Genomic DNA, 26736 nt, shown 5'->3' with positions numbered 1-26736 from the left:
CGAGCCGTGGATCGCCGACCAGGACCGATGCCGGCGGGCAGGAATCCCGGAGGGCACCGAGTTCGAGACCAAGCCGCGTCAAGCCATGGCGATGCTGGCACGGGCGTTCGCCGCGAAGGTGCCATTCGGGTGGGTCACCGCTGATGAGGCCTACGGGCAGGTCAAATACCTGCGGCTGTGGCTGGAAGCCCACGACGCCGCACACGTGCTGGCCACCAAGGTCAACGACATCCTGGTCGCCACCGACGGTCGAGAAGCCCGAGCCGACGAGCTCATCGCAGATCTGCCTGCCCGGGCGTGGCGGCGGCTGTCGGTCGGCGCCGGGGCGCACGGGCCCCGCGAGTACGCCTGGGCACGGGTAGCGATCCGGATCGGCTGGCAGCCCGGGCGCGGACACTGGCTGCTCGCCCGCCGCTCACTCTCAGACCCGACCGAGGTCGCCTACTACGTCTGCTACGGGCCTCGCCGCGCCACGCTGCTAAACCTGGCCTGGATCGCCGGGGCACGCTGGCGGATCGAGGAGTGTTTCCAGCAGGCCAAAAACGAAGCCGGCCTCGATCACTACCAGGCCCGGTCCTGGCGAGCCTGGTATGCCCACATCACCCTGTCCATGCTTGCCCACGCCTGGCTCGCTGTCTCCCGATCCCTTGCCTTAAAAGGGGAACCGGTGCCACCGAGCTAGGCATGATCGGATTCACGCTACCCGAGATCCGACGTTTACTCACCAAACTGATCCTGCGTGTCACCGACGCCGCCGACCACGTCTGGGCATGGTCCCACTTCCGGCGCCGACGACAACACCAAGCCCGCCTCAGCCACTACAAACGACGCGGCTACCCACTTACCTAACTGCCGTTGCAGTACTAAGCCGTGAGCTCGCCGACTATCTGCCCGCCGTACGCGGCGAGCGTCTTCTCGCGTTCGTCGTGCATCAGGTACAGGGCGAACTGGTTCACGCCCAGCTCCGCGAGCTCTTGCAGGCGCGCGATGTGCGCGGGGGCGGGCCCGAGCAGGCAGAACCGGTCGACGATCTCGTCCGGCACGAAGTCGGTGGACGGGTTGCCGGCGCGGCCGTGGTGGCTGTAGTCGTAGCCGGTGCGGGCGCGGATGTAGTCGGTGAGCTCGTGCGGCACCGGGCCGGAATCGCCGTAGCGCGCGACGAGGTCCGCGACGTGGTTGCCGACCATGCCACCGAACCAGCGCAGCTGCTCGCGCTGGTGGGCGAGGTCTTCGCCGACGTACGCGGGCGCGGCCAAGCAGATCGTGATGCCACCCGGATCGCGCCCGGCGGCGCGCGCGGCCTCACGCACCGCGCCGATCGTCCAGCGCGCGATGGCCGGGTCGGCGCATTGCAGGATGAAGCCGTCGGCGTGCTCGCCCACGGTCTTCAGCGCCTTCGGCCCGTAGCCGGCCATCCACATCTCCAACCGCCCGTTGCGGATCCACGGAATCCGCACGGCCGTGTCGTTCATCGTGACCTCGCGCCCCTCGGCGAGGTCGCGCACCACGCGCATGCAGTCGCGCACCGTGGCCAAAGTGGACGGTGGGTTGCCGACGACCCGGTGCGCCGAGTCGCCGCGGCCGATGCCGCACACCGTGCGGTTGCCGTACATGTCGTTGAGCGTGGCGAAGGTCGACGCCATCACCGACCAGTCGCGCGTGGCCGGCGAGGTGACCATCGGACCCACCACCAGCGACGACGTCTCCGCCAGGATCCGCGAGTAGATCACGAACGGTTCCTGCCACAGCACGCACGAGTCGAACGTCCAGCCGTACCGGAACCCCTGGTCCTCCGCGGCCTTCATCAGCCGCACGACGTCCGACGCCGGCGGGTCCGTCTGCAGCACGATCCCGAAATCCATCCGACCCTCAGCTCAAGTATTGGTTGAGTCCGCGCGACAGGAACTTCCCGTGCCCGGCCGAGCCGCTGAACCCGGCCGGCGACACCACGACCCGGCCCCGCGACAGGACAGTGTGGACCTTCCCGGCCAGCGAAAACCCTTCGTACGCCGAGTAATCCACATTCATGTGGTGCGTCGAAGCCGACAACGTCTGCGTCGCCGCGGGGTCGTAGATCACGATGTCCGCGTCCGACCCCGCCGCGATCACGCCCTTGCGCGGATACAGCCCGAACATCCGCGCCGGCGTCGCCGAGCACGTCTCGACCCAGCGGCCCAGCGTGATCTCGCCCGCGACCACGCCCTGGTGCAACAGGTCCATCCGATGCTCGACGCCCGGCATCCCGTTGGGGATGGCGCGGAAGTCGTCGCGGCCGAGCTCCTTCTGGTCCTTGAAGCAGAACGGGCAGTGGTCCGTGGAAACCACCGACAGGTCGTTGGTCCGCAGCCCGCGCCACAGGTCCGCCTGGTGCGACTTGTCCCGCAACGGCGGCGACGCCACGAACTTCGCGCCCTCGAAACCCGGCCGCGCCAGGTCCTCGATCGACAGGTACAGGTACTGCGGGCACGTCTCGGCGAACACGTTCTGCCCGTCGCTGCGCGCCTCCGCCACGGCCGCAAGCGCTTGCGACGCCGAGAGGTGCACGATGTAGAGCGGGGCGCCCGTCACGGCCGCGAGCGTGATGGCCCGCGACGTCGCCTCGGCCTCCAGCTGCGGCGGCCGCGTGAGGCCGTGCTGCAACGGGTCGACGTTGCCGGACGCCACCGCCTGCGCGGCCAGCTGGTCGATCGCGATGCCGTTCTCCGCGTGCATCATGATCGTCGCGCCGATCTCACGCGCCTGCTGCATCGCGAGCAGGATCTCGCCGTCGGTCGAGTAGAACACGCCCGGGTAGGCCATGAACATCTTGAACGATCCGACGCCTGCGTCCACGCAGGACTGCATTTCCTTCAGTGTGGAGTCGTTCACGTCCGACATGATCATGTGGAACCCGTAGTCGATCGCGCAGTTGCCGTCGGCCTTCGAGTGCCACTTGTCCAGCGTGGACTGCAACGACGTGCCCTTGGCCTGCACGGCGAAGTCGATGATCGTGGTCGTCCCGCCCCACGCCGCGGCGGTGGTGCCGGTCTCGAACGTGTCCACCGAGTGCGTGCCGCCGAACGGCATCTCCATGTGCGTGTGCGCGTCGATCCCGCCGGGCAGCACGTATTTGCCGGTGGCGTCGATCGTCTCGTCGGCGCTGAGCACGCCGGGCGCGGCGACGGCGGCGATGCGCTCGCCGTCCACCAGCACGTCGGCGAGCACGGCGCCCGACGGCGAGACGACCTGGCCTCCCTTGATGAGCGTGGTCATCAGGCCTCCGTCAGCGGGCCGTAGCTGTCCGGGCGGCGGTCGCGGTAGAACGCCCACAGGTCACGCACCTCGGCGAGGTGGCCCATGTCGAGGTCGCGTACCACGATCTCCTCCTCGGTGTCCGAAGCGGCGTCGCCCACGAGCTGCCCGCGCGGGTCCGCGAAGTACGACTGGCCGTAGAAGTCGTTGTCGCCCAGGGGTTCCACGCCGACGCGGTTGATCGTGCCCACGTAGTACTCGTTCGCCACCGCGGCCGCCGGCTGCTCCAGTCGCCACAGGTACTCCGACAGGCCCCGGCTGGTCGCCGACGGGTTGAACACGATCTTCGCCCCCGCCAGGCCCAGCGCGCGCCAGCCCTCGGGGAAGTGGCGCTCGTAGCAGATGTAGACGCCGATACGGCCCACCGCCGTGTCGAACACCGGGTAGCCCATGTTCCCGGGCCGGAAGTAGAACTTCTCCCAGAACCCCTTCACCTGCGGGATGTGGTTCTTGCGGTGCTTGCCGAGGTACTTGCCGTCCGCGTCGATCACCGCCGCGGTGTTGTAGTAGACGCCCGGCTGCTCCTGCTCGTACATCGGCACCACCAGCACCACGCCGTGGCGCTCGGCCACTTCCTGCATGAGCTTCGTGGTCGGCCCGTCGGGGATGCCCTCGGTGTAGGAGTAGTAGTCGGCGTCCTGGATCTGGCAGAAGTACGGGCCGTAGAACAGCTCCTGCAGACACACGACCTGGGCGCCCTGCGAGGCCGCCTTGCCGATGGCGTCGACGGCGTTCGCGATCATCGAGTCCTTGTCACCCGTCCACCGCTGCTGGATCAATGCGGCTCGAACCAGGTCGCTCACTTGTCTCCTCCTTCTTCTTCGCGGGCAGGGCGAGCAGCACGTACACGAGGAATGCGCTGGCGAAGCCGATCGCCCAGTTGTAGTCGTAGAGCGGTTTGAGGAACGGGATGAGACCGTCCGCGGGGAACGGCCCGCCGTAGGCTCCGCCGACGGCGAGCACCGCGCCCACCAGCGTCGCGACGAGGGCACGCCAGTTCCAGCCGCCGCGGAACCAGTAGATCCCGTCGCGGGTGTAGAGGTCGCGCAGCCGAAGCCGCGTCCGGTTGACCACCCAGTAGCCGGCCACGAGCACACCGGCGACGGCGCCGAGCAGGCCGCCGTAGAACCCGAGCCACGCGAAGATGTAGATGCTCGGGTCGGAGTAGAGCCGCCACGGCTGGATCGCGATGCCGAGGATGCCCGTGATCAGGCCGCCGATCGCGAAGGTGATGCGCTTCGGGAAGGCGTTGGAGAAGTCGTAGGACGGGCTCACGACGTTGGCCGCCAGGTTCGCCGAGATCGTGGCCAGCACCAGCGCCACCAGCGCCACGACCACCACGACCGGGCTCGAGAAGCGGTCGGCGAGCTGCGCGGGGTCCCAGATGTCCTCGCCGTAGAGCACGTGCCCGCCCGACGTCGTGAGGATCGCGACGATCGCGATGAACGTCATCGTGGTCGGCAGGCCCAGGATCTGCCCGCGCACCTGCTTGCGCTGGCTGCCGCCGAAGCGCGTGAAGTCCGGCATGTTGAGCGAGAGGGTGGACCAGAACGCGATCATCGCCATGAGCGACGGCGCGAACACCTTCCAGAAGTCCGCGCCCCAGCCGAGCTTGCCGCCGTCTTCGAGGATCGGGCCGAGGCCACCGGCCTTGACGAGCACGTAGCCGAGCAGGATGAGGAACCCGACCGACACGAGCGGCGCCGTCCAGTTCTCGAACTTGCGCACCGCATCCATGCCGCGCCAGATGATCAGCATCTGCACGATCCAGAACACGGCGAAGCTCAGCCACAGCGTCCAGTGCTGGCCCCACACCACCGTCGCGTCGCGCCAGCCGGAACCGGCCAGGCGCCCGATGATCACGTAGATCGCCTCGCCACCCACCCACGTCTGGATGCCGAACCAGCCGCACGCGATGAACGCGCGCAGCAGCGCGGCCAGGTTCGCGCCACGCAGGCCGTAGAACGCGCGGGCGAACACCGGGAACGGGATGCCGTACTTCGTGCCGGCGTGGCTGTTGAGCAGCATCGGCGCGAGCACCACGATGTTGCCGATGGTGATCGTGATGAGCGCCTGGACCCAGTTCATGCCGAGCGCGATGAGCGACGCGGCCAGGGCGTAGCTGGGGATGTTGTGCGCCATCCCCATCCAGAGCGCGAAGTAGTTGTACGTGGTCCAGGTGCGTTTGGAGACGGGGACGGGGGCCAGTTCCTCGTTGAAGAACCGGCTGCCCGCGAGGGATCGCACATCGGCGAGGTCCACGCGGCCGTCGGCGTGTTCGCGTGTCGTCGGCTCCATTGCGGAATCCTGCGCGCCGGTCGAGGGCACGTGGCAGAGGCAGACTGTTCACTCTTCGCGTGCGCTCGGCGCAGACTGTCGATTGCGCTTCGCCGCCCGGCAGTGCATGACGTGCGTCACAATTTGCTCGTATCTTCGGTGCAAAGTGACCGAAACACGACGGGAGTTCTCCACAAGATCTCCACAGCTCGCCCGGATGGCCTCCACGCTGCTTCCCTAGAGTCAGCGGCATGGACAAAGGGGGACGGCGGGTGCTGGTCGTCGAGGACGACCTCACGATCGCCGCGTCGATCGCGGCCCGGCTGCGGGCCGAGGGGTTCACCGTGGACGTGGCCCACGACGGTCCGGCCGCGGTGGCGGGCGAAGCCGAGTTCGGCCCGGACCTCGTGGTGCTCGACGTGATGCTGCCGGGGTTCGACGGGCTCGAGGTCTGCCGCCGGATCCAGGCGCGGCGGCTGGTGCCGGTGCTCATGCTCACCGCGCGCGCCGACGAGACCGACCTGCTCGTGGGCCTCGGCGTGGGTGCCGACGACTACCTGACCAAGCCGTTCTCGATGCGCGTGCTCAGCGCCCGCGTGAGCGCGCTGCTCCGGCGGGTGGAACGGTCGGCGCAGGTCACGGCCCCGGAACGGATCGTGCTGGGCGACCTGGAGATCGACATCGACCAGCGCCGGGTGGCCCGTGCCGGCGTGCCCGCGCAGCTCACGCCCATCGAGTTCGACCTGCTGGTGCACTTCGCGCGGCGGCCACGAGCGGTCCAGCCACGGGAACGGCTGCTCAGCGAGGTGTGGGACTGGGACGTGCCGACGGGCGGCGCCGGCACGCGCGCGGTCGACAGCCACATCAAGGCACTGCGGCGCAAGCTCGGCGCGGACCTCATCCGCACTGTCCACGGGGTCGGGTACGCGTTGGAGGTGCCGGCGTGAAGGCGCTGCTGTCGAAGGCCGTCGACTTCCTGCCGCGGCCGCTCGACCCGATCCGGTCGATCAAGCTCAAGCTGGCGATTCTCATGCTGGCCGCGGGGGCGATCGCGTTTCTCTTCTTCTGGTCCCGCATCGGCTGGCTGCCGCCCGCGACCACGATCACGGCCATGTTCATCGCGCTGGTCACGTCGCAGATCCTGGCCCACGGCATGACGCGGCCGCTGCGCGAGATGACCGCGGCGGCCCGCGCGATGGCGAAGGGTGACTACACGCGCCGCATCCGCGCGACGGCCCGCGACGAGGTCGGGTCGCTCGCCCAGGCGTTCAACCAGATGGCCGCCGACCTCGCGACCGCGGACCAGCAGCGGCGCGAGCTGATCGCGAACGTCTCGCACGAGCTGCGCACGCCCATCACCGCGTTGAGCGGCGTGCTGGAGAACCTCGTCGACGGCGTTTCCTCGCCCGACGCCGCGACGCTGCGCACGGCCCTGCACCAGAGCGAACGGCTGGGCCGGCTCGTCACCGAGCTGCTGGACCTCTCGCGCATCGACGCCGGCACGTTGTCGCTGGACGTTTCGCGCGTGAACCTGGAGGAGCTGCTGGCCGAGGTCGCCGCCGAGGCGGAGGCCATGGCCGCGGCGGCGGGGCGCGGGGTGCGCTTCGACGTGTCCGTGTCGCCCCCGGGCGCGTGTGTGCGGGTGGATCGCGAGCGGCTGTACCAGGTCGTGGTGAATTTGCTGGAGAACGCCGCCCGGCACGGTCCCGCGGGTGGTTCGGTGGAGGTCCGCGCCGTCGTGAACGCGGGGGAGACCCGCATCGAGGTCCGCGACGAAGGCCCCGGCATCCCCGCCGCCGACCGCGACCGCGTCTTCGAACGCTTCACCCGCGGTGAACGCGCCGGTGGCGGTGGGACCGGACTCGGCCTGGCCATTGCGCGCTGGGTTGTGGAGCTGCACGGCGGGACCATCGCCGTCGTCGAACCCCCGGCCGACGTCGTACCCGGCATGGCGCCGGGGTGCCGGATCCGCGTGACCTTGCCGACCTGATCTTCCTGGTGCTTCCCGGTGGGGGAGCTGCCACGCTCGATGATTTGCCAACGCGAACACGGAGGCTGTTTCGTGACCGAGGAAAAGCCGAGACCGGCCCACGCGGTACCGCCGGAGAACGCGGTGGGTGGGGCAGGCGAGGGGGCTGCCCCACCCGCCACGGACGCGGGCGGTGGCGTCGCCGTCGCCGAGCCGTTCACGCCGGTGCTGGTGCGGCCCGTGCCGAAGTCGGCGGTGGTGCCGATGGTGGCCGGGGTGTTGCCGGCCGTCGCGGTGGCCGGCGTGGTGACCGCGACGTTGGTGCCATTGGACCGGCCCGGGATCGGGTGGCTGCTGGCGGCGCTGGTGGTGACGGCGTTGATCGTGTTCGTGGATCGCCGCGCGCGGGCGGAGAAGACGACCCGGCGGGCGAGCGTCGCATGGGCGGCGCTGGCGCTCGCGCTGGTGGCGGTCGGGGCGCTGCGGGCGTCGGAGTGGCTGTTCGGGTTGTGCGTCGTGGCCGCGTTGGTGGCCGGGTCGCTGGCGGTGTTGGGGCCGCGGTCGGTCAACTCGGCGCTCTACGACGCGCTCGCCTTGCCGCTGGAGGCGTTCCACGCGATCCCGTGGGTGGCGCGCGGGCTGAGGGGCCGGGGGACGCAGCGCGGCCGGGTGCTGGGGGCCACGCTCGGCGCGGCCGCGGTGCTGGCGGTGTTCCTGCCGTTGCTGACGAGCGCGGACGCGACGTTCGCGCACTTCGTCGGGGCGCTCGTGCCCGATCTGCGCGCGGATTCGGCCGTGCAGTGGGGATTCCTGTTCTGCGCCGGCGCGTTCGGCACGGCGGGGGCGTACTACGTGCTGGCCGCGCCACCGCGCCGGGCGATCGACGGCACCCGCAAAGCCCAGGGTGACAGTCTCCTGTGGACGGTCCCGCTCGTGACGCTGGTGGTGCTGTTCGCCGCCTACGTCGTGGTCCGGCTCGTGGAGTTGTTCGGTGGCACGGACTACGTGCTGCGCACCGGTGGCCTCACCTCGGCCGAATACGCTCGCGGCGGCTTCTGGCAGCTGTGCGCGTGCACGGTGCTCACGTTGGGCATCATTGCGCTGGCGTTGCGCTGGGCGCCGCGGGAGACGGCCGCGGAACGGTTGCGGCAGCGGGTGTTGCTCGGTGCGCTGGCGGCGCTGAGCCTCGTGCTCGTGGTGTCGGCGCTCAGTCGCATGTGGACGTACCAGCAGGCCTACGGCTTCACCGTGCTGCGGCTGCTCGTGGAGGTCTGCGAGCTCTGGCTCGGCTGCCTGTTCCTGCTCGTCGGGGCGGCGCTGGTCACCCTGCGCTCGTCCTGGTTGCCGCGCGCGGCCATCGCGACGGCCGCCGGCGCGCTGCTGGCCCTCGCCGTCGCGAACCCGGAAGCGCTCATCGCGGGCGCGAACATCGACCGCGCGCAGCACGGGAAATCGCTCGACCTGGCCTACCTGCGCGGGTTCTCCACCGACATCTTCCCCGTGGTCGCCGAACGGCTGCCGGACGCCGACTGCGTGCTGGGGCCGATGCTGCTGCGGCTGGACGACGACAGCTGGCCCGGCTGGAACCTCAGCCGGGCCAGGGCGCTCGACGTCGAGCTACCGCCGCCGGGACACTGCTAGAAGCCGACTGTGTTTCTAGAGGCCACTGTGTTTCTAGAAGCCAAAGAGGCCCGCGGTCTGGGCATCGGCCGCGCACTTGTTCGAGAACGTGGCGTGGAACGTGACGGGCTTGCCGTGCCACGTGCCGAAGGCGGCCGCGTCGACCGGCGAGTAGATCATCGTGCAGCGCTGCAGCCGCGGCTTGATGTGGGCGATGTCGCCGTCGACGCCCGTGAGGGTGGCACAGGCGGCGTCGGACTTGGGGTGGCTGCCGCCGGCCGGGTCGCAGGTGAGCGAAACCGAGCTGAGGCGGCCCGTCGTCTCGTGCAGGCTCAGCTGGAGCGTGGACGCGGGCAGCTGCGGGGCCGCGACACCACTGAGGCCGAGCACGCACGCGGCGATCGGAGCGAAGGAAGAAAACACCATACTTCGGCTATCGGCAGCCGGAAGCTGATCACTGTGCTGCACGTCCGGGTGAGTTTTCCTCCCCCGAAAGGGTGGGGTCACCGGTTAGGTCGTGGGCCAGGAGCGCGACGTAGAGCGACAACATCGACTCCGGGTCTTCCAGCCGCACGCCGAGGACCTGCTCGATCCGCGCGAGCTGCTGGTAGTACGCCGTGCGCGAGGTGTGAGCCGCGACGGCCGCCGCCGACTTGTTGCCGCCGTGGGCGCAGTAGTGCCGCAGCGCTTGCACCAGCCGGCTGCCCGAAGCGGCGTCGCGCTGCAGCAGCGGCCCCAGCTCGCGCGCGGCGAAGGACGTCACGCGCTCGTCGTCGGCCAGCAGGTGCAGCAAGCCGCGCAGCCGCACGTCGCGCAGCCGGTGCAGCGGCCGTTCGGTTTCTTCGCTCAACGCGGCCGCGGCCACCTGCGCGGCCTCGACCAGCGTCCGCCGGGCCTCGGCCGGCCCCGTCACGGTCGTGCCGACGGCGAGCACGGCGGGCGCGCTCGCGCGGGCCTCGTGGATGTCGGCGGCCAGCCGCTGCAGCACGGCGTCGGCATGCGCCTCGGGCGAAAGGGCGAGCAGGGCCCGTACGCCCGTCTCGTCGGTCGCGACGAGCGCCGACACCTTCGCCCGCCGCGCGGCCAGCGCCGTCGCCTCGGCCAGCTCCCGCAGCAGCAGCGGCGTCGACAGTGCCTGCCGCGTGGTGGCGGTGATGCGCGGGCGCACCGCGAGGCCGATCAGGCGCCGCCCGGTCAGCGGCACGGCCAGCGCCGACGCCCGCGCGAGCAGTTCCACCGACGGCGCCGGCGAAGCCAGCAGTTCCGTGACCACCGCCCGGTGGGCCAGGCGTTCCAGCGTGTCGGAGTCGCGGGCCACCAGCCGGTGCACGGCCAGCGCCGATGCCGCGCGTTCGGCCACCACGCGGTGGCGGTGCGGCGGCGGTTCCGCGCAGACGAGTACCAGCCGGCCCCAGTCGTGGCCGCGGGCGCCGACCACAGTCACGAGCCAGCCCGCATTCGCGTGGTAACCCGTGCGTTCGCCGAGCTGAACCACGCGCGAGCGCGCCGGCCAGCCCGTGAGCAGCTCGGCGGGATCCGTGCCGGCCGCGTCGTAGGCGAGCACCTCGTGAGCCAGCGTCTCCAGCACCACCGGCTGCTCGGTCAGCCGCGTGACCTCGCCGAGCACCACCCCGGGCTCCGCGCCCGCGACGGTGAGCGCGGTGAACGTCTCGTGCACCCGCTCGGCCGCGCGCAGCTCGGCCACCTGGGCGTCGACGATCAGCCCGTTCACGGCCTCGGTCACGGCGACGTAGCGGGTCTCGCGGGAGAGCGTGATCAGCGGCAGGCCGCGGTGTTCGGCCGCCTCGACCAGGGCGTTCGGCAGGCGGTCGCTCCAATGCCGGACCAGCTCCACCACCACGCCCGAGACGCCGACCTCGGCGAGGTCCGCGACGTAACGGGCGAGCGACGGGCCGTCGTCCGGCAGCGCGACGCCGGTGGTGAGCACCAGCTCGCCGCCGCGCAGGAGGTGGGCGATGTCGGCGACCTCGGCCACGTGCGCCCAGCGCACCGGCCGGTCGAGCCCCGCGCTGCCCGCCACGACGTGCGGCCGGCCCTGGCGCAGGGCCGGTAGCGCGAGCACCTCGGACACGGTCGGGTACATCCGGTTCTCGCCCCTCTTTCGCACACCGGCAGGCACAGACTGTACGGCCGGGCGCGGGACTCCGTACACGTTGCCGATGGCGTCCGCGTGGCGCGCGAGCCGAGACTCGGGAGAGACAAGCGCCCCCCGACGCGAGGAGCCGACGCTGTGACCGACCGCATCAGCCACTGGATCGACGGCAAGCCGTACACCGGCGTGGCCGGGCGCACCGGCGACGTGTACGACCCCGCGACCGGCGAGGTTCGGGCGAAGGTGGACTTCGCGGGCCAGACCGAGGTCGACCAGGCGGTGGCGGCTGCCGCGGCCGCGTTGCCGGGATGGCGCGGCACATCGCTGGCCGGGCGCACGCGCGTGCTGTTCGCGTTCCGCGAGCTGCTGTCGGCGCGCAAGCACGACCTGGCGAAGATCATCACGAGCGAACACGGCAAGGTCGAGTCCGACGCGGCCGGCGAGATTGCGCGGGCCATCGAGAACGCAGAGTACGCGTGCGGCGCCGCGCAGCTGCTGAAGGGCGGCTTCAGCGAGAACGCCTCCACCGGCGTGGATGTGTATTCGATCGCGCAGCCGCTGGGCGTGGTCGGGGTGATCTCGCCGTTCAACTTCCCCGCGATGGTGCCGCTGTGGTTCGTGCCCAACGCGCTCGCGTGCGGCAACACCGTGGTGCTCAAGCCGAGCGAGAAGGACCCGTCGGCGGCGCTGTTCATCGCGGAGTTGCTCGCCGAGGCCGGGTTGCCCGCGGGCGCGCTCAACGTGCTGCACGGCGACAAGGCCGCGGTCGACGGGCTGCTGGAACACCGCGACGTCAAGGCGATCTCGTTCGTCGGCTCCACCCCGATCGCGCGCTACGTCTATGAGACGGGCACCCGCCACGGCAAGCGCGTGCAGGCGCTCGGCGGGGCGAAGAACCACATGGTCGTGCTGCCCGACGCCGACCTCGACCTCGCCGCCGACGCCGCGGTGTCGGCGGGATTCGGGTCCGCGGGGGAGCGGTGCATGGCGGTGTCGGTGGTGGTGGCCGTCGACCCGGTCGGCGACGAGCTGGTCGCGAAGATCACCGAGCGGATGACCCGGCTGCGCGTCGGCGACGGCCGCGAACCCGAGTCGGAGATGGGTCCCCTCGTGACGAAGGCGCACCACCAGCGCGTGACGTCCTATGTGGACGCCGGTGTCGCCGAGGGCGCGGAGCTCGTGGTGGACGGCCGGGGGATCGAGATCGCGGGGGACGGGTTCTGGCTCGGCCCGACGTTGTTCGACCGCGTCGGACCCGGGATGTCGGTCTACACCGACGAGATCTTCGGCCCTGTGCTGTCGGTGGCGCGCGCGACGAGCTTCGACGACGCGCTCGGCCTGGTCAACGCCAGCCCGTACGGCAACGGCACCGCGATCTTCACCGGCGACGGCGCGGCCGCGCGGCGCTACCAGAACGAGGTGGAGGTGGGCATGGTCGGCGTGAACGTGCCCATCCCGGTGCCGGTCGGGTACTACTCGTTCGGCGGCTGGAAGGACTCGCTCTTCGGCGACACCCACGCGTACGGGCCCGAGGGCTTCCACTTTTTCACGCGCACCAAGGTGGTCACCTCGCGCTGGCCGGACACCTCGCACGCCGGGGTGAACCTGGGCTTCCCGAAGAACACCTGATCTCCTGGTCCGGGGCAGCTTCGCGGGGTGCTGCACCCGGGCCAGGTTGGCGGGCTCGCCGGAACGGGCGTAAAGTGAACTGTACGTTCAGTTCACTTTTGAAGGAGAACGTTCCATGTCAGCACAGCCCGCGAAGTCGTCCGGCACGTTCGCGATCGGCGGGGACCTGCCCGTCGTGCGGCTCGGGTTCGGCGCGATGCAGCTGCCCGGCCCCGGCGTGTGGGGCGAGTCGCGTGACCCGGAGGGGGCCGTGCGCGTGCTGCGCAGGGCCGTCGAGCTCGGGGTCAACCTCATCGACACCGCCGACTCCTACGGCCCGTTCGTGGCCGACCTGCTCATCCGCGAGGCCCTGCACCCGTACGCCGACGACCTGGTGATCGCCACCAAGGCCGGTTTCACGCGGCAGGGGCCGAACCAGTGGATCCCCGTCGGCCGGCCCGAGTTCCTGCGCCAGCAGGTGGAGCTGAACCTGCGCCACCTCGGCCTCGAGCGCATCGACCTGCTGCAGCTGCACCGCATCGACCCGAAGGTGCCCGTCGCGGACCAGGTCGGAGAGCTCGCCACGCTGCAGTCGGAGGGGAAGATCCGGCACATCGGCCTGTCGGAGGTCTCGGTCGAGGATCTCGTCGAGGCCCAGAAGACGGCCACGATCGTCTCGGTCCAGAACCGCTTCAACCTGGCCGACCGCTACTCGGAGCCGCTGCTGGACCACGTGACCGCCGCGAGTATCGCGTTCATCCCGTGGTTCCCGCTGGCCACGGGTTCGCTGGCGGGTCCGGACAGCCCGCTTTCGCAGGTGTCGAATGAGCATGGCGCGTCGCCTTCGCAGCTCGCGCTGGCGTGGCTGCTCAAGCGTTCGCCGGTGATGCTGCCGATCCCGGGCACCTCCAGCGTCGAGCACCTCGAGGACAACGTGGCGGCGGCCGAGATCGAGCTGACCGACGACGAGTTCGCAGCGCTGAGCGCGGCGGCTTCTCGGTGAGCGTCTGGTTCGTCACCGGCGCGTCGCGGGGTTTCGGCCTCGAGATCGCGCGGGCGGCGCTGGAGCGCGGTGACCAGGTGGTGGCCACCGCGCGACAGGCGTCGGCCGTGGAGAAGGAGTTTCCGGGCGATCCTTCGGTCCTGGCGGTGGCGCTCGACGTCACCGACTCTGCTCAGGCGTCGGCAGCCGTCGGGGCGGCGCTCGACCGGTTCGGGCGCATCGACGTGCTGGTGAACAACGCCGGCCGCGGGCTGCTCGGCGCGGTGGAGGAGGCGTCGGATGCCGCGGTGCGCGCGGTGTTCGACGCCAACGTCTTCGGCCTGCTCGCGGTGACGCGCGCGGTGCTGCCCGTGCTGCGGCGCCAGCGTTCGGGGCACGTGGTGAACATCAGCTCGGTCGGTGGCTTCACGACCGGCCCGGGCTGGGGCGTGTACGGAGCGACGAAGTTCGCCGTCGAGGCGCTTTCCGAGGCACTGCACGGAGAACTGGCGCCGCTCGGCGTGCACGTGACGGTCGTCGAGCCGGGCTTCTTCCGCACGGACTTCCTCGACGCGTCGAGCCTGCACCGGGCGGACGAGGAGATCGCCGACTACGCCACCACCGCCGGCTCCATGCGCGCCGCGGCCGATTCCCGCAACCACGCCCAGCCTGGCGACCCGCGCAAGGCGGCGTCGGCGATCATTTCTGTCGTGGCTTCTCCTTCGCCACCGCTACGGATCCAGCTGGGCGCCGACTCCGTGGCCCGCGTCGAAGCGAAACTGGACTTCGTCCGGGATGAACTTTCCCGCTGGCGCGAGCTTTCGGTGTCGACAGATCATGGCTGAGCCGGTGCTCTCGCCTCGCAGCGCGCGCGCCCACACGTGCGCGCTCGAGGCGGCGCGCGCCCTGCTCGCCGAGGGCGGCCTCCCGGCCGCCACGGTCGACGCCATCAGCGCCCGGTCCGGGGTCAGCAAGGCGACGTTGTACAAGCACTGGCCCAGCCGCACGGCTCTGGCCGCGGAAGCATTCGGCCGGGAGATGGCAGATGCCCTGCCGCTGCCGTCTTCGGGCGACCCGCGAGCCGACTTGGTCGAGCAAGTGCGGCGGGTCAGTGCTTTCTACGCGGGTTCGAAGGGGGAGGTCTTCGCGCAGCTGCTGGCCGCGTGCGTCACCGACCCTCCGGCCGCCCCGTTTTTTCGGGAGTTCTTTTTGGACGGTCGGAGGGCGGCTATTTCTGTTTTGTGGCAACGCTTGGTGGCCGCAGGTCTGGCTTCCCCGTCGGTTTCTGCGGAAACGGCCACGGACATCCTCTTCGGCCCCTTGATCTTCCGCCGCCTCACCGGACACGCGCCGCTGACCGAATCGGAAGCGGACGCCCTCTCGTCGGCGGCCTTGGAGGGCCTGCTCAGGCGGGAATGACGTTGACGATCTGCTTGCGGTGGGGGATGAGGACGATCGCCTTGTCCTCGTCGGGCCGGATTCGTGCGTGGAGGGTGCTAGGCAAGATCGGGCGCCGGTAGAGGCAGTACCGGGCACACAACGCCATGCCGACCCCGATCGCCACCGCGGCGACGATGATGTCGGTGGTGCCGTAGGGCAGCGTGGCCAATGCGAAGGCGCCGAACACGAATACGATCACCACGAGCCAGAAGGCGATGTTGACGATCTGCCGGTTCTGGGCCGATGCAGTCGGCCTTCGCGGTTGAAGTGGTCGGCTTCGGCCTCCTCGGCATTCACGTCGGGATCACGTTGATGATCAGCTTGGTCTTCGGGTACAGGCACAAAGTGTTGTTCTGCTCCGGCTTGATCTTCTCCCAGGTTTCGCGGTCGGTGAGGTAGGTCTTCCCGCCGACGCGGACTTCCCACCGGGCCAGCGTGCGAGCGCTGCCCGCAACGAAGCGCAAGCCGATCGGGTAGGCGTCGGTCGTCGGTGAGCTGCCGAAGTCGTGGCTCCAGCCGGTGACCACCGCGAGTGGCTTGTGCAGGTCGCGGTAGCGGCGGGCGCACAACCCCAGGCACACGAGAGCGAGCAGCACGATGAAGGGGTACGCACCGATCGACTCGGCGCGCTGCGGCCCTTCGAACACGTTGGTGGCCGTCGGCAACACCACGCACGCCACAGCCGCGATCCCGCCGACGACCAGGCAGAGCCAAAAACCGAAGTTGAGGACGATGTGGCGCTGAGACGGGTGGAGCCGCCCGGCGAGATTGGCCGCGGCGACCTCCGCCGCGCTGACCGGGGCGGTCACTCGCCACCGCCCTCGGGCTTTTCGCCGCCTTCGCCTTTACTCTCGTGCTCCTTCTCGTAGGCCTCGGAGGCCTCCTTGGAGCGGTCGATCTGTTCGTTTTCCTGCCGCCGTGCCTCTTCGCCCACGCCGATGGAGTCGGCCCTGTTCCACTTCGGGACGTCGCCGCCCGCCTTTTCCCACTCCTCGGGGTTGAGGAAGCTGCGCCCGGGCTCGGTGTACGGCTTGACCTTGGTCTGCAGGAAGTCGTGGCCAGGAACCTTGTCCGCAGCGCCGTCCTTCCAACCCTCGGCCTTCTCCTTGACCTTCGTGGCCTTCTCGGCGTCGGTGAGCTTGTCCCAGGCCGCGCCGGTCTCCTTGAGATCGTTGGCCTTCTTCTCGATGCTGACCGCGGCGTCGAGGCTCTTGTCCGAGATCTTGCCCGCGGTCTTGCCGAGCTTGTCGAGGATCTTGGCCGCTTCCTCGATGGCGCCCTTCGCCATGCCCGCGCTCTGGGCCAGCTTGTCGAGCTTCTCCACGACCTGCGCGATCCGGGTGCTGATCTTCTCGGCGAGGATGCCGCCTTCGACGACCGCGTCCGCGATGAAGGCGGCAATGGTGCCGCCGAAGGTGAACCAGGAGGAGGCGAGCGCGGCGAGCGCCTTGATGATCAGGTTGCCGATGAACGACGAGACCATGTCCCGGATCAAGCCGCGTTCGGTGCCGACCAGCGCCCCGGCGACGTTCATCGCCACCGACGCGGCCTGGGCCTGTCCCGCCGCACCACGCAGCGTGGCGACGTAGCCCTTCGCCATGTTCTGGTACGCCTGGCCACCCGCGCTCTGGAACTCCGGGGCCACGTTCGACGCGGCCTGCTCGTACTGGCCGGCGCTCGTCGTGAGCTGCTTCGAGACATTGGTCCAGGTCACGGCCTTGGCCGTGATCTCTTCGGGGTTGCCGGCCAGCTTGTCCAGGCCGTCCTTCAAGAAGCTGATGTGCTCGATCAGCCAGCCGACTCCCGCGGCGGCCAGCGTGCCGAGCGGGTCGATGGCCGCACCCAGGATGTCGAGGCCGTCGGTGACGACGTCGACGCCCAGGTTGAGCCAGTCGCCGTTGCGGGCGTCGGTGATCGTGGAGGCGACATCGTTGAGCGCGCCGCTGCCGGCGGTCTGCGCGTTGATGTTGTTCATCTCTTTGTCCGACGAGCCCGTGTTCGACCAGAACCCGTTCGAGGGCTCAGCGGTCGCGACCAGCGGGTTCTCCTGCGTCTCGGTCATGCCGGGAGCTCCTTGCCGAACGAGGTGACCTTTTCCTTGGTGTTCTGCTCGTGCGTGTCGTAGTGGTCGTGCGCCTGCTGGAGCTTGTCGGCGATGTCGTCGGCGGATGCCGCGACCTTGTCGATGAAACTGCTCGCGATCGAGAGGTAGGCCTGGAGCGGGAGCGCGAAGACCTGCCCGACCAGCCCGAACGAGGTGTCCCCGAACGCCTGCGCGGACGCGGTCGCCTCGGCGGCGGTCTTCACCCCCGCCCCGATGTCCTGCACCTCACCCTTGTGCGTCTGCAGTGCCGTGAGGTTCACCTGCTGTGTGCCGGCCATCAGTAGCCCCTCCCCAGGATCGAGCCGCCGTTGTAGTAGTCGTCGTCATCGGAGTTGTCGGCCGGGGGGCGGGCCGGGCGCGAGGGCCGAGCGGGCGGCGCAGGCGGGGCCGGCGGACGCATCCCCGGAGCCGGCGGGGCCGGGGGCGGCGGAGGCACCGATCCGTCCTCGTCGCGATTGAAGAATTGTCGCGTATCCGCCGAGGCCGGGGGCTGTTCCTCGGGCACTTCCGGCGTCGGAATCTGCTCGTCGAGGAATTTCATCGCGTCGCTGTTTTCGCCGATGAGCGGGGCCATGATGGCGTGCAGCTGCTGGGCCGCCTGCGCCTGGGCGCGGTGGGCGGTGGCGACGACGGCCGCGGCGAGGGCGCTGCGCGAGATCTCCTCGGCACGGGGACCGAAGCTGAGCTGCTGCAACGCGCCGCTGGTGTTGACCGTCACGGTGACCGCGCCGTCGTTGCTCGTCGCGGTGGCGGCGACGCGCTTGAGACGCTCCTGGGCCTCCGCGGCTCGCTGCCCGATTTCGGCGATATCAGCGTTTTCGGCTGCGCGCCCGTTATTTTCCACGACTACCCTCGGCTCTTGGGGATTCACCACGTTCTTCTGAGGCAGCAAACCGGTTAACGGTTCCCCTAGCAAGCGAAGATTTTGAATTGTCCGGTTTACCAGGATTAATGGTCGTTTGCCATTCTTTACCTTCGGCCGCGCTGGGTCGCCGCAGCACGTCACGAGCCGGGTTGAGCGCCGGGCACTCAGGCTTCCGTAAACTCGTTGTGAGTAGCGGGTCGAAAGCAAGGAGGTGCCGGTGGCGAACACGGACGAGCGTCGCTTCGAGGTGCTGCGCGCGATCGTGGCCGACTACGTCTCGAACCAGGAGCCGGTGGGATCCAAGACGATCGTCGAGCGGCACAACCTGGGCGTGTCGAGCGCGACCGTGCGCAACGACATGGCCGCGCTCGAGGAAGAGGGGTACATCACCCAGCCGCACACCAGCGCGGGGCGGATCCCCACGGACAAGGGCTACCGGCTGTTCGTGGACAAGCTCTCGGAGATCAAGCCACTCTCGGCGGCCGAGCGGCGGGCGATCACCACGTTCCTCGACTCGGGCACCGACCTCGACGACGTGCTGCGCCGGTCGGTGCGGCTGCTCGCGCAGCTCACCCGGCAGGTCGCGGTGGTGCAGTACCCGATGCTGACCAACGCGGCGGTGCGCCACCTGGAAGTGGTCCCGCTCACGCCGGCGCGGCTCATGCTCGTGCTCATCACCGACTCGGGCCGGGTCGACCAGCGCACGGTCGACCTCGGCGACGTGCTCACCGAGGAGAGCGTGCTGCGCCTGCGGACCGTGCTCAACGGCGCGCTCGCCGGACGCCGGCTCGTGGAGGCGGCCGCACGCGTGGCCGAGCTGCCCGAGGTGGCGCCGAAGGAGCTGCGCGACAGCCTCACCCGCATCTGCACGGTGCTGGTCGAGTCGCTGGTCGAGCACCCGGAGGAACGCCTGGTGCTGGGCGGCACGGCCAACCTCACCCGCAACGTCGCGGACTTCCCCGGCTCGCTGCGCCAGGTCCTCGAAGCGCTCGAGGAGCAGGTGGTCGTGCTCAAGCTGCTGGCCGCGGCTCGCAACCCCGGTGCGGTGACGGTCCTCATCGGCGAGGAAAATGAAGACGAGCAGATGCGCAGCACCTCGGTCGTGTCGATCGGCTACGGCCGGGACGACATGCTGCTGGGAGGCATGGGCATCGTCGGACCCACCCGGATGGACTACCCGGGCACCATCGCGGCCGTCCGCGCGGTGGCCAACTACGTGGGGCAGATCCTGTCCGGCCGCTGACGGCCCGGGCAGAGCAGAAGGAGAAGGCAGAAAAACGTGGCGAGGGACTACTACGGGATCCTCGGGGTGGCCAAGAACGCGTCGGATCAGGAGATCAAGCGCGCGTACCGCAAGCTGGCCCGTGAGCTGCACCCCGACGTGAACCCGTCGGAGGACGCGCAGCACAAGTTCGGCGAGGTGACCACCGCCTACGAGGTGCTCTCCGACCCGCAGAAACGCAAGATCGTCGACCTCGGCGGCGACCCGATGGACTCGGCCGCGCGCGGCGGCGGTGGCGGCGACCCGTTCGCCGGCTTCGGCGGGCTCGGCGACATCATGGACGCGTTCTTCGGCGCCGCCGGCGGTGGTGGCGGAGGCCGTGGCCGGGGACCGCGCAGCCGCGTGCAGCCGGGCTCCGATGCGCTGATCCGCCTCGCGCTCACGCTCGAGGAGTGCGCCACCGGCGCCGACCGCGAAATCACCGTCGACACGGCCGTGGTCTGCGACCTGTGCCGCGGCGCGGGCACCGCGGAGGGCACCACCACCAAGACGTGCGACACCTGCGGCGGCGCCGGCGAGGTGCAGTCCGTGCAGCGCTCGTTCCTCGGCCAGGTCGTCACGGCCCGCCCGTGCCCGGTCTGCCGCGGCTTCGGCGAGGTCATCCCCGACCCGTGCCGGCAGTGCGGTGGCGACGGGCGCATCCGCGCGCGCCGCAACGTGACGGCGAAGATCCCGCCGGGCGTCGGCGACGGCATGCGCATCCGGCTCTCCGGCCAGGGCGAGGTCGGCCCCGGCGGCGGCCCCGCGGGCGACCTGTACGTGGAGATCGACGAGCTGCCCCACGAGGTGTTCGTGCGTGAGGGCAACGAGTTGCACTGCAACTTCCGCATCCCGATGACCACGGCGGCGCTCGGCGCGACCGTCCCGATCAGCACGCTCGTCGACGGCGACTACGAGCTCGACGTCGAGCCCGGCACCCAGCCCAACACCGAGCTCGTGCTCACCGGCAAGGGCATGCCGCGGCTGCGCTCGTCCGGGCGCGTCGACGGCCGCGGCGACCTCCACGTGCACATCGACGTGGTGGTGCCGACCAAGCTCGACGAGGCGCAGCGCGACCTGCTCGTGGAGCTGGCCCAGCAGCGCGGTGAAGAGGTGCCCACGCTGGCGTCCAACGGCAGCAAGCACGGCGGCCTGTTCTCCAAGCTGCGCACGAAGCACCGCTGACCCGTGCCCGACACCACGCTGCCGGTCTTCCTCGCCACCGCCGTGCCCGACCGCGGTTCGGCCGTGCTCGACGGCGAGGAAGCCCGGCACGCTGCCACCGTGCGCCGGCTGCGCGTGGGGGAGCAGCTCGTGCTCTCCGACGGCGCCGGCGCCATGGCGCGCTGCGTCGTCGACGCCGTGCACGCCGGGCGAGACGCCTCCCTCACCCTGACGGTCGTCGAACACTGGACGGAGGAGCCGCCGGCGCTGCGGGTCCACGTCGCGCAGGCGCTGGTCAAGGGCGACCGCGGCGAGCTCGCCGTGGAACTCGCCACCGAGGCCGGCGCCGACGCGATCGTGCCGTGGCGCGCCGCCCGCAGCGTCGCGCGCTGGGAAGACGGCACCCGCGGCGACAAGGCACTGGCCCGCTGGCGTGCGACCGCCCGCGCCGCCGCCAAACAAGCCCGACGCGCGCACGTGCCCGACGTCATCGAAGCCGCCGGCACCCGAGAGCTCGCCCAGCTGGCCGCCACGATGTCCCGCACGCTCGTGCTCGAGTCCGGCGTGACCAGCCGCCTCACGGAGATCGACCTCCCGGACACCGGTGACATCCTCCTCGTCGTCGGCCCCGAAGGCGGCATCACCGACGACGAGCTCAGCACGCTCGAAGCCGCGGGCGCCACCACCGTCCGCCTCGGCCCGACCGTGCTCCGCACCTCCACCGCGGCCGCCGTCGCCCTCGGCGCCCTAGGTGCGCTGACCGGCCGCTGGAAGTAGCCCCGGGACACGAATGCGGCCACATTTTGCGGCGAGTCATGGCGCGATCACACTCCGGGCAGCTACGCTCGTCACCAACGCGCAACACGACGCTGGGAATCCAAACGTTTGGGCGCGCTACTGGGTGGGTAACCTGGTCGCGCGTACCCAAAAGACCCCGCCGGGCACCTCCCCCCTCGGTCCGGCGGAGCCGCGGAGGCGCGGTGGGCCGACCCCCAGGGTCCACCGCCCCCGCGGCGCCTCCTCGTGGTCGATTGTCTTCGTAGATCCTTCGGATCTTCTTCGCCATCCGAGGAGTCGCGTATTGCCCGGGGGCCGAGCCCCCGGATCCCCGACGGTGCCATCGGTGACCATTCCTGCACGGCTGACCGTGGGCGGTGACCTGTCTCGGCGTGATGACCGTGGGCGGTGAGCCGGGCGGCGTGATGACTGTGGGTGGTGACCTGTTCCGGTGCGATGGCCGTGGGCGGTGAGCCGGGCGGCTTGATGGCGAGTGGGCGGGGGTGGGTTTGTAGGGTGGGCCCATGAGTGATGCGGAGACGTTGTTCGAGCGGATCATCGCGGGGGAGATCCCGGCGGACGTTGTCTACGAAGACGACAACACGTTCGCGTTCAGGGACATCAATCCGCAGGCCAAGGTGCACGTGCTGGTGGTGCCGAAGAAGCGCTACCGCAACGTGGGCGAGCTGGCCGCCGGGGACCCCGAGCTGCTGAGCGCGGTGATCGGTGCGGCCAAGAAGGTCGCCGAGCTCGAGGGCATCGTGGAATCCGGCTACCGCGTGGTGTTCAACACCGACGGCGACGCGGGGCAGACGGTGTTCCACGTCCACGCGCACGTGCTGGGCGGCGAGCACCTCGGGTTGTTCGGGCGCCACGCCTAACCGACCTGCGGCGGAGAGTCGCGAGCAAGTAGCATCGGCAACGTCAGAAGTCCGTCAGGCGAAGCAGCAGAAAGCAGGCCAGAGGCCACGTGGCCGGAACCGCACAGGGTGGAGCCGCCCGACCCGACGCAACCGCCGGCAAGGCGGCGCAGTCGAAGAACGAGGACGCCACCCCCGTGGCCCAGTCCCGCTTCCCCATCCCCGAAGCCGCCGTCCTGAGCCTGCTCGGCTCGCGTGACGAGAACCTGCGCGTCGCCGAGGAGCTCCTCGCCGCCGACGTGCACGTCCGCGGCAACGAAGTGACCCTCACCGGCGCGCCCGCCGACGTGGCGTTCGCCGAGCGCGTCTTCACCGACCTCGTGCAGCTCGCCACCGGCGGCCAGCAGGTCGGCCCCGACACGGTGCGCCGCACCATCGGCATGCTGTCCTCCGGCGACGCGTCCCCGGCCGAGGTCCTGAGCCTCAACATCGTCTCCCGCCGCGGCAAGACGATCCGGCCCAAGACGCTCAATCAGAAGCGCTACGTCGACGCCATCGACAAGCACACCATCGTCTTCGGCATCGGCCCCGCCGGTACCGGCAAGACGTACCTCGCCATGGCGAAAGCCGTGCAGGCGCTGCAGGCCAAGCAGGTCACGCGCATCGTGCTGACCCGTCCCGCCGTCGAGGCGGGCGAGCGGCTCGGCTACCTGCCGGGCACGCTCAACGAGAAGATCGACCCGTACCTGCGCCCGCTCTACGACGCGCTGCACGACATGGTCGAACCCGACTCGATCCCGCGCCTCATGCAGGCCGGCACGATCGAGATCGCGCCGCTGGCGTACATGCGCGGGCGCACGCTGAACGACGCCTTCATCATCCTCGACGAGGCCCAGAACACCACGCCCGAGCAGATGAAGATGTTCCTCACGCGCCTCGGCATGGGCTCGAAGATCGTCGTCACCGGTGACATCACGCAGATCGACCTGCCCAACGGCCAGAAGAGCGGCCTGCGGGTGGTCCGCGACATCCTCGACGGTGTCAACGACCTGCACTTCGCCGAGCTGACCAGCCAGGACGTGGTGCGCCACCGGCTCGTCGGCGACATCGTCGACGCGTACGAGAAGTGGCAGGCAGTGCAGGACGCCCAGGACCAGCAGCAGGGCGGCTGGAAGGGCAACCGCCGATGAGCATCGAGATCGCCAACGAGTCGGGCGTCGACGTCGACGAGGCGTCGATCGTCTCGGCCGCGCGCTACGCGCTCGACAAGATGGAGGTCAGCCCGCTCGCCGAGCTGTCCATCCTGCTCGTCACGCTCGAGGTCATGGAAGACCTGCACGAACGCTGGATGGACCTGCCCGGGCCCACCGACGTGATGGCCTTCCCCATGGACGAGCTCGACTCGTCGCGCCGCCCCGACGCGCCGGACGCGTCGCCGGCGCTGCTCGGCGACATCGTGCTGTGCCCGGCCTTCGCGAAAGACCAGGCGAAGACCGCGGGCCACGCGCTGATCGACGAGCTGCACCTGCTCACAGTCCACGGCGTGCTGCACCTGCTCGGCTACGACCACGCCGAACCGGCCGAGGAACGCGAGATGTTCGGCCTGCAGAAGCGCATCCTGACGGAGTTCCAGTCGGCCGTGGCCGAGCTGAACCGGAAGAACGCGCAGCGCAACGCCGACGACCGCGTGCTCGGCATCGCGGGCCTCGACGCGTCGGCCGCGCCCGCGGCGCCGAAACCGGTCGAGGAAACCCCCTAGGCAGCGATCATGGGCAGTCCCACGGCACAGCTTGTCGTCGCGGTGGCGCTCGTGCTGCTGGCCGGGGTGTTCGCGGCCGCCGACGCGGCCGTCAGCACCGTCTCACAGGCCCGCACCGAAGGGCTCGTGCGCATCGGCCGGGCCGGCGCGCGCCAGCTCGCCGCCGTCGTCGCCGAACGCCGCCGCCACATCAACCTGCTCCTGCTGCTGCGCCTCGGCTGCGAGCTCACGGCCACGGTGCTCGTCACCGTGTCGTTCCTCGCCTGGTTCGGCAAGCTGTGGCTCGCCGTGCTCGTTTCCGCCGTGGTGATGGTGGTGGTGAGCTACGTGCTCATCGGCGTCGGCCCGCGCACCATCGGCCGCCAGCACCCGTACCGCGTCGGCACGATCGTCGCCGGGCCCGTGCGGGTCCTCGGGTCGATCCTCGGCCCGCTCTCGCGGCTGCTGATCGTGATCGGTAACGCGATCACCCCCGGTCAGGGCTTCCGCGAAGGCCCGTTCACCTCCGAAGTCGAGCTGCGCGAGCTGGTCGACCTCGCGCAGGAACGCGGCGTGGTCGAGGACTCCGAGCGCGAGATGATCCACTCGGTGTTCGAGCTGGGCGACACGGTGGCGCGCGAGGTCATGGTTCCGCGTACCGAGATCGTGTGGATCGAGCGCACCAAGACCGTGCGCCAGGCGCTCGCGCTCGCGTTGCGCACCGGGTTCACGCGCGTGCCGGTGATCGACGAATCCGTGGACGACATCGTCGGCGTGGTCAACATCAAGGACCTGATGCCGGCGTACATGGACCCGGACGGGCCGAGCACGGTCGTGGACCAGGTGATGAACCCGGCGAGCTTCGTGCCCGACTCCAAGCGGCTCGACGACTTGCTCAAGGAGATGCAGCTCACCCACAACCACGTGGCGATCGCGGTCGACGAGTACGGCGGCACCGCGGGCCTGCTGACCATCGAGGACATCCTCGAGGAGATCGTCGGCGAGATCACCGACGAGTCCGACACCGACGAGCGGCCCGACGTCGAGGAGCTCGAGGGCGGCGCGGTGCGCGTGTCGTCGCGCCTGAGCGTCGACGACCTCGGTGAGCTCTTCGGCATCGACCTCGAAGACCACGACGTGGAGACCGTGGGCGGGCTGCTCGCGGAACGACTGGGTAGGGTCCCCCTTCCGGGGGCCGAAGCCGAGGTCGCCGGTCTTCGGCTGTTCGCCGAAGGGGGCAAGGACCGCCGGGGCCGCATGCGGATCACGTCGGTCGTCGTCCACCCGGCCGACGCGGACGCCGTGACCGAGTCCGGCACCCGCCGGCGCACCCGGGTGCCCCAGCCCGAAGAACGCGACAGGAGAGTCGAACATGCCTGACCTCGACGCCGAGGACCAGAAGCTCGTCACGCTGGCCCGGTCGTCGCGCGCCCGCGTCGGCGCCGAGGAGGGCGCGGCCGTGCGCGACACCGACGGCCGGACGTACACCGCGGTGACCGTCGACCAGCCCTCCTTCAAGCTCACGGCCGTGCAGGCCGCGGTGGCCGCCGCGCTGTCGAGCGGTGCCGAAGGGCTCGAGGCGGCGGCCGTGGTGACGGGTGACGCGCTGGTGCAGGAGGCCTCGGTGTACGCCGTGCGCGACGTCGCGAAGACCGCGCCGATCATCCTGGCCGACCCGAAGGGCGACGTCGTCGAGGTGCTGCGCTGATGGCCGACGCGCACCGCTCCGGCTTCGCGTGCTTCGTCGGGAGGCCCAACGCGGGCAAGTCGACGCTCACGAACGCGCTCGTGGGCTCGAAGGTCGCCATCACCTCCAGCAAGCCGCAGACGACCCGGCACGCGATCCGCGGCATCGTGCACCGCGAGGACGCACAGCTGGTCATCATCGACACGCCCGGCCTGCACCGCCCGCGCACGCTGCTCGGGCAGCGGCTCAACGACGTGGTGCACGAGACGTGGTCCGAAGTGGACGTCGTCGGGTTCTGCGTGCCCGCCAACGAAAAGATCGGCCCCGGTGACAAGTTCATCGCCGCGGAGCTGACGAAGATCGCGCGGCGCACGCCCGTGATCGGCGTGGTGACCAAGACCGACCTGGTGAAACCCGAGCAGGTGGCCGAGCAACTGCTGGCGCTGCAGGGCGTGATGGAGTTCGCCGACCTCGTGCCGGTGTCCGCTGTGGACGGTTTCCAGGTGCAGACGGTGGCCGACCTGCTCGTGGCGCGGCTGCCGGAGGGCCCGCAGCTCTACCCGGGCGGCGAGCTCACCGACGAGCCCGAGATGACGCTCGTGGCCGAGCTGATCCGCGAGGCCGCGCTCGAAGGCGTGCGCGACGAGCTGCCGCACTCCATCGCCGTGACGGTGGAAGAGATGCTGCCGCGCGAAGGCCGCGACGACCTCGTGGACGTGCACGCGTTCCTCTACGTGGAGCGCCCCAGCCAGAAGGGCATCATCCTCGGGCACAAGGGTGAACGCCTGCGTGAGGTCGGAGCCGCGGCCCGCAAGCAGATCGAGGGGCTGCTGGGTTCGAAGGTGTACCTCGACCTGCACATCAAGGTGGCCAAGGACTGGCAGCGCGACCCGAAGCAGCTGCGCCGCCTCGGCTTTTGAGCGACGGCCGCGGGAGGTAGCGTCAGCACCCTCAGCACACTACGGACAGCAGGGGGACGC

At 70.2% G+C, this 26736-nt stretch carries 28 protein-coding genes; 17 read left to right on the top strand and 11 right to left on the bottom strand.

Going from position 1 to position 26736, the window contains the following annotated elements; translation table 11 throughout:
- Window positions 1-682, top strand: a 682-nt coding sequence (locus AB0383_RS24415; protein WP_366188625.1) for an IS701 family transposase, incomplete at its 5' end; no start/stop codon positions are given.
- 181 nt (window positions 683-863) lie between these two features.
- On the opposite strand, the gene AB0383_RS24410 is transcribed toward AB0383_RS24415, so the two are convergent.
- From AB0383_RS24410 to AB0383_RS24395, 4 genes are read right to left on the bottom strand one after another with little or no spacing between them, the layout of a single operon-like run.
- The gene (locus AB0383_RS24410) at window positions 864-1862 is read right to left on the bottom strand and encodes a TIGR03842 family LLM class F420-dependent oxidoreductase (RefSeq protein WP_364172937.1); all 999 of its coding nucleotides are present in this window, start codon (window positions 1860-1862) and stop codon (window positions 864-866) included.
- A gap of 7 nt (window positions 1863-1869) precedes the next feature.
- Entirely contained in the window at window positions 1870-3252 is a 1383-nt protein-coding gene (gene hydA, locus AB0383_RS24405; RefSeq protein ID WP_364172934.1) for a dihydropyrimidinase, read from the bottom strand.
- The gene (locus AB0383_RS24400; protein WP_364172932.1) at window positions 3252-4094 is read right to left on the bottom strand and encodes a nitrilase-related carbon-nitrogen hydrolase; all 843 of its coding nucleotides are present in this window, start codon (window positions 4092-4094) and stop codon (window positions 3252-3254) included. Before AB0383_RS24400 ends, hydA begins: the two co-directional genes overlap by 1 nt.
- A complete protein-coding gene (locus AB0383_RS24395; protein WP_366188624.1) occupies window positions 4045-5589 on the bottom strand; it encodes an NCS1 family nucleobase:cation symporter-1 in 1545 nt (514 codons plus the stop codon). The genes AB0383_RS24400 and AB0383_RS24395 overlap by 50 nt, the downstream gene beginning before the upstream one ends.
- 230 nt (window positions 5590-5819) lie before the next feature.
- Between AB0383_RS24395 and AB0383_RS24390 the strand changes: the two genes are divergently transcribed.
- The 3 genes from AB0383_RS24390 (at window position 5820) to AB0383_RS24380 (ending at window position 9178) form a co-directional block, all read left to right on the top strand.
- The gene (locus tag AB0383_RS24390) at window positions 5820-6515 is read left to right on the top strand and encodes a response regulator transcription factor (RefSeq protein WP_366188623.1); all 696 of its coding nucleotides are present in this window, start codon (window positions 5820-5822) and stop codon (window positions 6513-6515) included.
- Window positions 6512-7558 carry a HAMP domain-containing sensor histidine kinase gene (locus AB0383_RS24385; protein ID WP_366188622.1) on the top strand — a complete coding sequence of 349 codons (1047 nt, stop codon included), beginning with the start codon at window positions 6512-6514 and terminating at the stop codon, window positions 7556-7558. The genes AB0383_RS24390 and AB0383_RS24385 overlap by 4 nt, the downstream gene beginning before the upstream one ends.
- Window positions 7559-7630: 72 nt before the next feature.
- Complete coding sequence (locus tag AB0383_RS24380) at window positions 7631-9178, top strand: DUF4173 domain-containing protein (protein ID WP_366188621.1); 1548 nt, start codon at window positions 7631-7633, stop codon at window positions 9176-9178.
- 33 nt (window positions 9179-9211) lie between these two features.
- Here the strand turns inward: AB0383_RS24380 and AB0383_RS24375 are convergent, their stop codons facing one another.
- Complete coding sequence (locus tag AB0383_RS24375) at window positions 9212-9583, bottom strand: SSI family serine proteinase inhibitor (protein WP_366188620.1); 372 nt, start codon at window positions 9581-9583, stop codon at window positions 9212-9214.
- Window positions 9584-9611: 28 nt separating this feature from the next.
- A complete protein-coding gene (locus AB0383_RS24370) occupies window positions 9612-11261 on the bottom strand; it encodes a PucR family transcriptional regulator ligand-binding domain-containing protein (protein WP_364172919.1) in 1650 nt (549 codons plus the stop codon).
- Window positions 11262-11408: 147 nt separating this feature from the next.
- Between AB0383_RS24370 and AB0383_RS24365 the strand changes: the two genes are divergently transcribed.
- The 4 genes from AB0383_RS24365 to AB0383_RS24350 all read left to right on the top strand — a co-directional run bounded on the left by AB0383_RS24365 (window position 11409) and on the right by AB0383_RS24350 (window position 15279).
- A complete protein-coding gene (locus AB0383_RS24365; RefSeq protein ID WP_366188619.1) occupies window positions 11409-12899 on the top strand; it encodes a CoA-acylating methylmalonate-semialdehyde dehydrogenase in 1491 nt (496 codons plus the stop codon).
- Window positions 12900-13014: 115 nt separating this feature from the next.
- Complete coding sequence (locus AB0383_RS24360) at window positions 13015-13881, top strand: aldo/keto reductase (RefSeq protein WP_366188618.1); 867 nt, start codon at window positions 13015-13017, stop codon at window positions 13879-13881.
- A complete protein-coding gene (locus AB0383_RS24355; protein WP_366188617.1) occupies window positions 13878-14705 on the top strand; it encodes an oxidoreductase in 828 nt (275 codons plus the stop codon). Before AB0383_RS24360 ends, AB0383_RS24355 begins: the two co-directional genes overlap by 4 nt.
- A complete protein-coding gene (locus tag AB0383_RS24350; protein WP_364172907.1) occupies window positions 14698-15279 on the top strand; it encodes a TetR/AcrR family transcriptional regulator in 582 nt (193 codons plus the stop codon). The genes AB0383_RS24355 and AB0383_RS24350 overlap by 8 nt, the downstream gene beginning before the upstream one ends.
- Here the strand turns inward: AB0383_RS24350 and AB0383_RS24345 are convergent.
- From AB0383_RS24345 to AB0383_RS24325, 5 genes are all read right to left on the bottom strand, one after another.
- Entirely contained in the window at window positions 15266-15502 is a 237-nt protein-coding gene (locus tag AB0383_RS24345) for a hypothetical protein (RefSeq protein WP_364172904.1), read from the bottom strand. The two genes, AB0383_RS24350 and AB0383_RS24345, sit on opposite strands and share 14 nt — an antisense overlap.
- 91 nt (window positions 15503-15593) lie before the next feature.
- The gene (locus AB0383_RS24340) at window positions 15594-16109 is read right to left on the bottom strand and encodes a hypothetical protein (RefSeq protein ID WP_364172901.1); all 516 of its coding nucleotides are present in this window, start codon (window positions 16107-16109) and stop codon (window positions 15594-15596) included.
- Window positions 16106-17362, bottom strand: coding sequence for a hypothetical protein (locus AB0383_RS24335; protein ID WP_366188616.1), 1257 nt, complete (start codon window positions 17360-17362; stop codon window positions 16106-16108). The genes AB0383_RS24340 and AB0383_RS24335 overlap by 4 nt, the downstream gene beginning before the upstream one ends.
- Entirely contained in the window at window positions 17359-17682 is a 324-nt protein-coding gene (locus AB0383_RS24330) for a type VII secretion target (protein WP_364172895.1), read from the bottom strand. The genes AB0383_RS24335 and AB0383_RS24330 overlap by 4 nt, the downstream gene beginning before the upstream one ends.
- Entirely contained in the window at window positions 17682-18296 is a 615-nt protein-coding gene (locus AB0383_RS24325; RefSeq protein ID WP_364172892.1) for a YbaB/EbfC family nucleoid-associated protein, read from the bottom strand. The genes AB0383_RS24330 and AB0383_RS24325 overlap by 1 nt, the downstream gene beginning before the upstream one ends.
- A gap of 190 nt (window positions 18297-18486) precedes the next feature.
- Here AB0383_RS24325 and hrcA point away from each other — a divergent pair, with 190 nt between their 5' ends.
- From hrcA to era, 9 genes are all read left to right on the top strand, one after another.
- Complete coding sequence (hrcA, locus tag AB0383_RS24320) at window positions 18487-19512, top strand: heat-inducible transcriptional repressor HrcA (protein ID WP_364172889.1); 1026 nt, start codon at window positions 18487-18489, stop codon at window positions 19510-19512.
- 36 nt (window positions 19513-19548) lie between these two features.
- Window positions 19549-20715: a molecular chaperone DnaJ gene (dnaJ, locus tag AB0383_RS24315; protein WP_364172886.1), complete on the top strand. Its 1167-nt coding sequence runs from the start codon at window positions 19549-19551 to the stop codon at window positions 20713-20715.
- A 3-nt stretch (window positions 20716-20718) separates the two neighbouring features.
- On the top strand, window positions 20719-21471 hold the full coding sequence (locus tag AB0383_RS24310) for a 16S rRNA (uracil(1498)-N(3))-methyltransferase (RefSeq protein ID WP_366188615.1): 753 nt from the start codon (window positions 20719-20721) through the stop codon (window positions 21469-21471).
- A 524-nt stretch (window positions 21472-21995) separates the two neighbouring features.
- Window positions 21996-22352, top strand: a complete 357-nt coding sequence (locus AB0383_RS24305; RefSeq protein WP_366188614.1) for a histidine triad nucleotide-binding protein — start codon at window positions 21996-21998, stop codon at window positions 22350-22352.
- A gap of 89 nt (window positions 22353-22441) precedes the next feature.
- Window positions 22442-23521, top strand: coding sequence for a PhoH family protein (locus AB0383_RS24300; RefSeq protein ID WP_366188613.1), 1080 nt, complete (start codon window positions 22442-22444; stop codon window positions 23519-23521).
- Window positions 23518-24090, top strand: a complete 573-nt coding sequence (gene ybeY, locus AB0383_RS24295; protein ID WP_364172875.1) for an rRNA maturation RNase YbeY — start codon at window positions 23518-23520, stop codon at window positions 24088-24090. The genes AB0383_RS24300 and ybeY overlap by 4 nt, the downstream gene beginning before the upstream one ends.
- 9 nt (window positions 24091-24099) lie before the next feature.
- The gene (locus AB0383_RS24290; RefSeq protein ID WP_364172872.1) at window positions 24100-25449 is read left to right on the top strand and encodes a CNNM domain-containing protein; all 1350 of its coding nucleotides are present in this window, start codon (window positions 24100-24102) and stop codon (window positions 25447-25449) included.
- Window positions 25442-25777, top strand: a complete 336-nt coding sequence (locus AB0383_RS24285; protein WP_364172869.1) for a cytidine deaminase — start codon at window positions 25442-25444, stop codon at window positions 25775-25777. Before AB0383_RS24290 ends, AB0383_RS24285 begins: the two co-directional genes overlap by 8 nt.
- Window positions 25777-26676 (top strand): GTPase Era, encoded by a 900-nt coding sequence (era, locus tag AB0383_RS24280; protein ID WP_220242784.1) that lies wholly within the window; start codon window positions 25777-25779, stop codon window positions 26674-26676. The genes AB0383_RS24285 and era overlap by 1 nt, the downstream gene beginning before the upstream one ends.
- The last annotated feature ends 60 nt before the right edge of the window (window positions 26677-26736 follow it).

The sequence above is a fragment of the Amycolatopsis sp. NPDC051373 genome (assembly GCF_040689465.1).
Taxonomy (GTDB): Bacteria; Actinomycetota; Actinomycetes; order Mycobacteriales; family Pseudonocardiaceae; genus Amycolatopsis.
This window is presented reverse-complemented; position numbering and strand designations above follow the sequence as displayed.

Coding starts and splice junctions, on each gene's coding strand:
- AB0383_RS24395 (WP_366188624.1), bottom strand. CDS start 5,589: ATGGAGCCGACGACACGCGAACACGCCGACGGCCGCGTGGACCTCGCC.
- AB0383_RS24330 (WP_364172895.1), bottom strand. CDS start 17,682: ATGGCCGGCACACAGCAGGTGAACCTCACGGCACTGCAGACGCACAAG.
- AB0383_RS24285 (WP_364172869.1), top strand. CDS start 25,442: ATGCCTGACCTCGACGCCGAGGACCAGAAGCTCGTCACGCTGGCCCGG.
- era (WP_220242784.1), top strand. CDS start 25,777: ATGGCCGACGCGCACCGCTCCGGCTTCGCGTGCTTCGTCGGGAGGCCC.
- AB0383_RS24370 (WP_364172919.1), bottom strand. CDS start 11,261: ATGTACCCGACCGTGTCCGAGGTGCTCGCGCTACCGGCCCTGCGCCAG.
- AB0383_RS24410 (WP_364172937.1), bottom strand. CDS start 1,862: ATGGATTTCGGGATCGTGCTGCAGACGGACCCGCCGGCGTCGGACGTC.
- AB0383_RS24360 (WP_366188618.1), top strand. CDS start 13,015: ATGTCAGCACAGCCCGCGAAGTCGTCCGGCACGTTCGCGATCGGCGGG.
- AB0383_RS24335 (WP_366188616.1), bottom strand. CDS start 17,362: ATGACCGAGACGCAGGAGAACCCGCTGGTCGCGACCGCTGAGCCCTCG.
- ybeY (WP_364172875.1), top strand. CDS start 23,518: ATGAGCATCGAGATCGCCAACGAGTCGGGCGTCGACGTCGACGAGGCG.
- AB0383_RS24305 (WP_366188614.1), top strand. CDS start 21,996: ATGAGTGATGCGGAGACGTTGTTCGAGCGGATCATCGCGGGGGAGATC.
- AB0383_RS24390 (WP_366188623.1), top strand. CDS start 5,820: ATGGACAAAGGGGGACGGCGGGTGCTGGTCGTCGAGGACGACCTCACG.
- AB0383_RS24375 (WP_366188620.1), bottom strand. CDS start 9,583: ATGGTGTTTTCTTCCTTCGCTCCGATCGCCGCGTGCGTGCTCGGCCTC.
- AB0383_RS24350 (WP_364172907.1), top strand. CDS start 14,698: ATGGCTGAGCCGGTGCTCTCGCCTCGCAGCGCGCGCGCCCACACGTGC.
- AB0383_RS24290 (WP_364172872.1), top strand. CDS start 24,100: ATGGGCAGTCCCACGGCACAGCTTGTCGTCGCGGTGGCGCTCGTGCTG.
- hydA (WP_364172934.1), bottom strand. CDS start 3,252: ATGACCACGCTCATCAAGGGAGGCCAGGTCGTCTCGCCGTCGGGCGCC.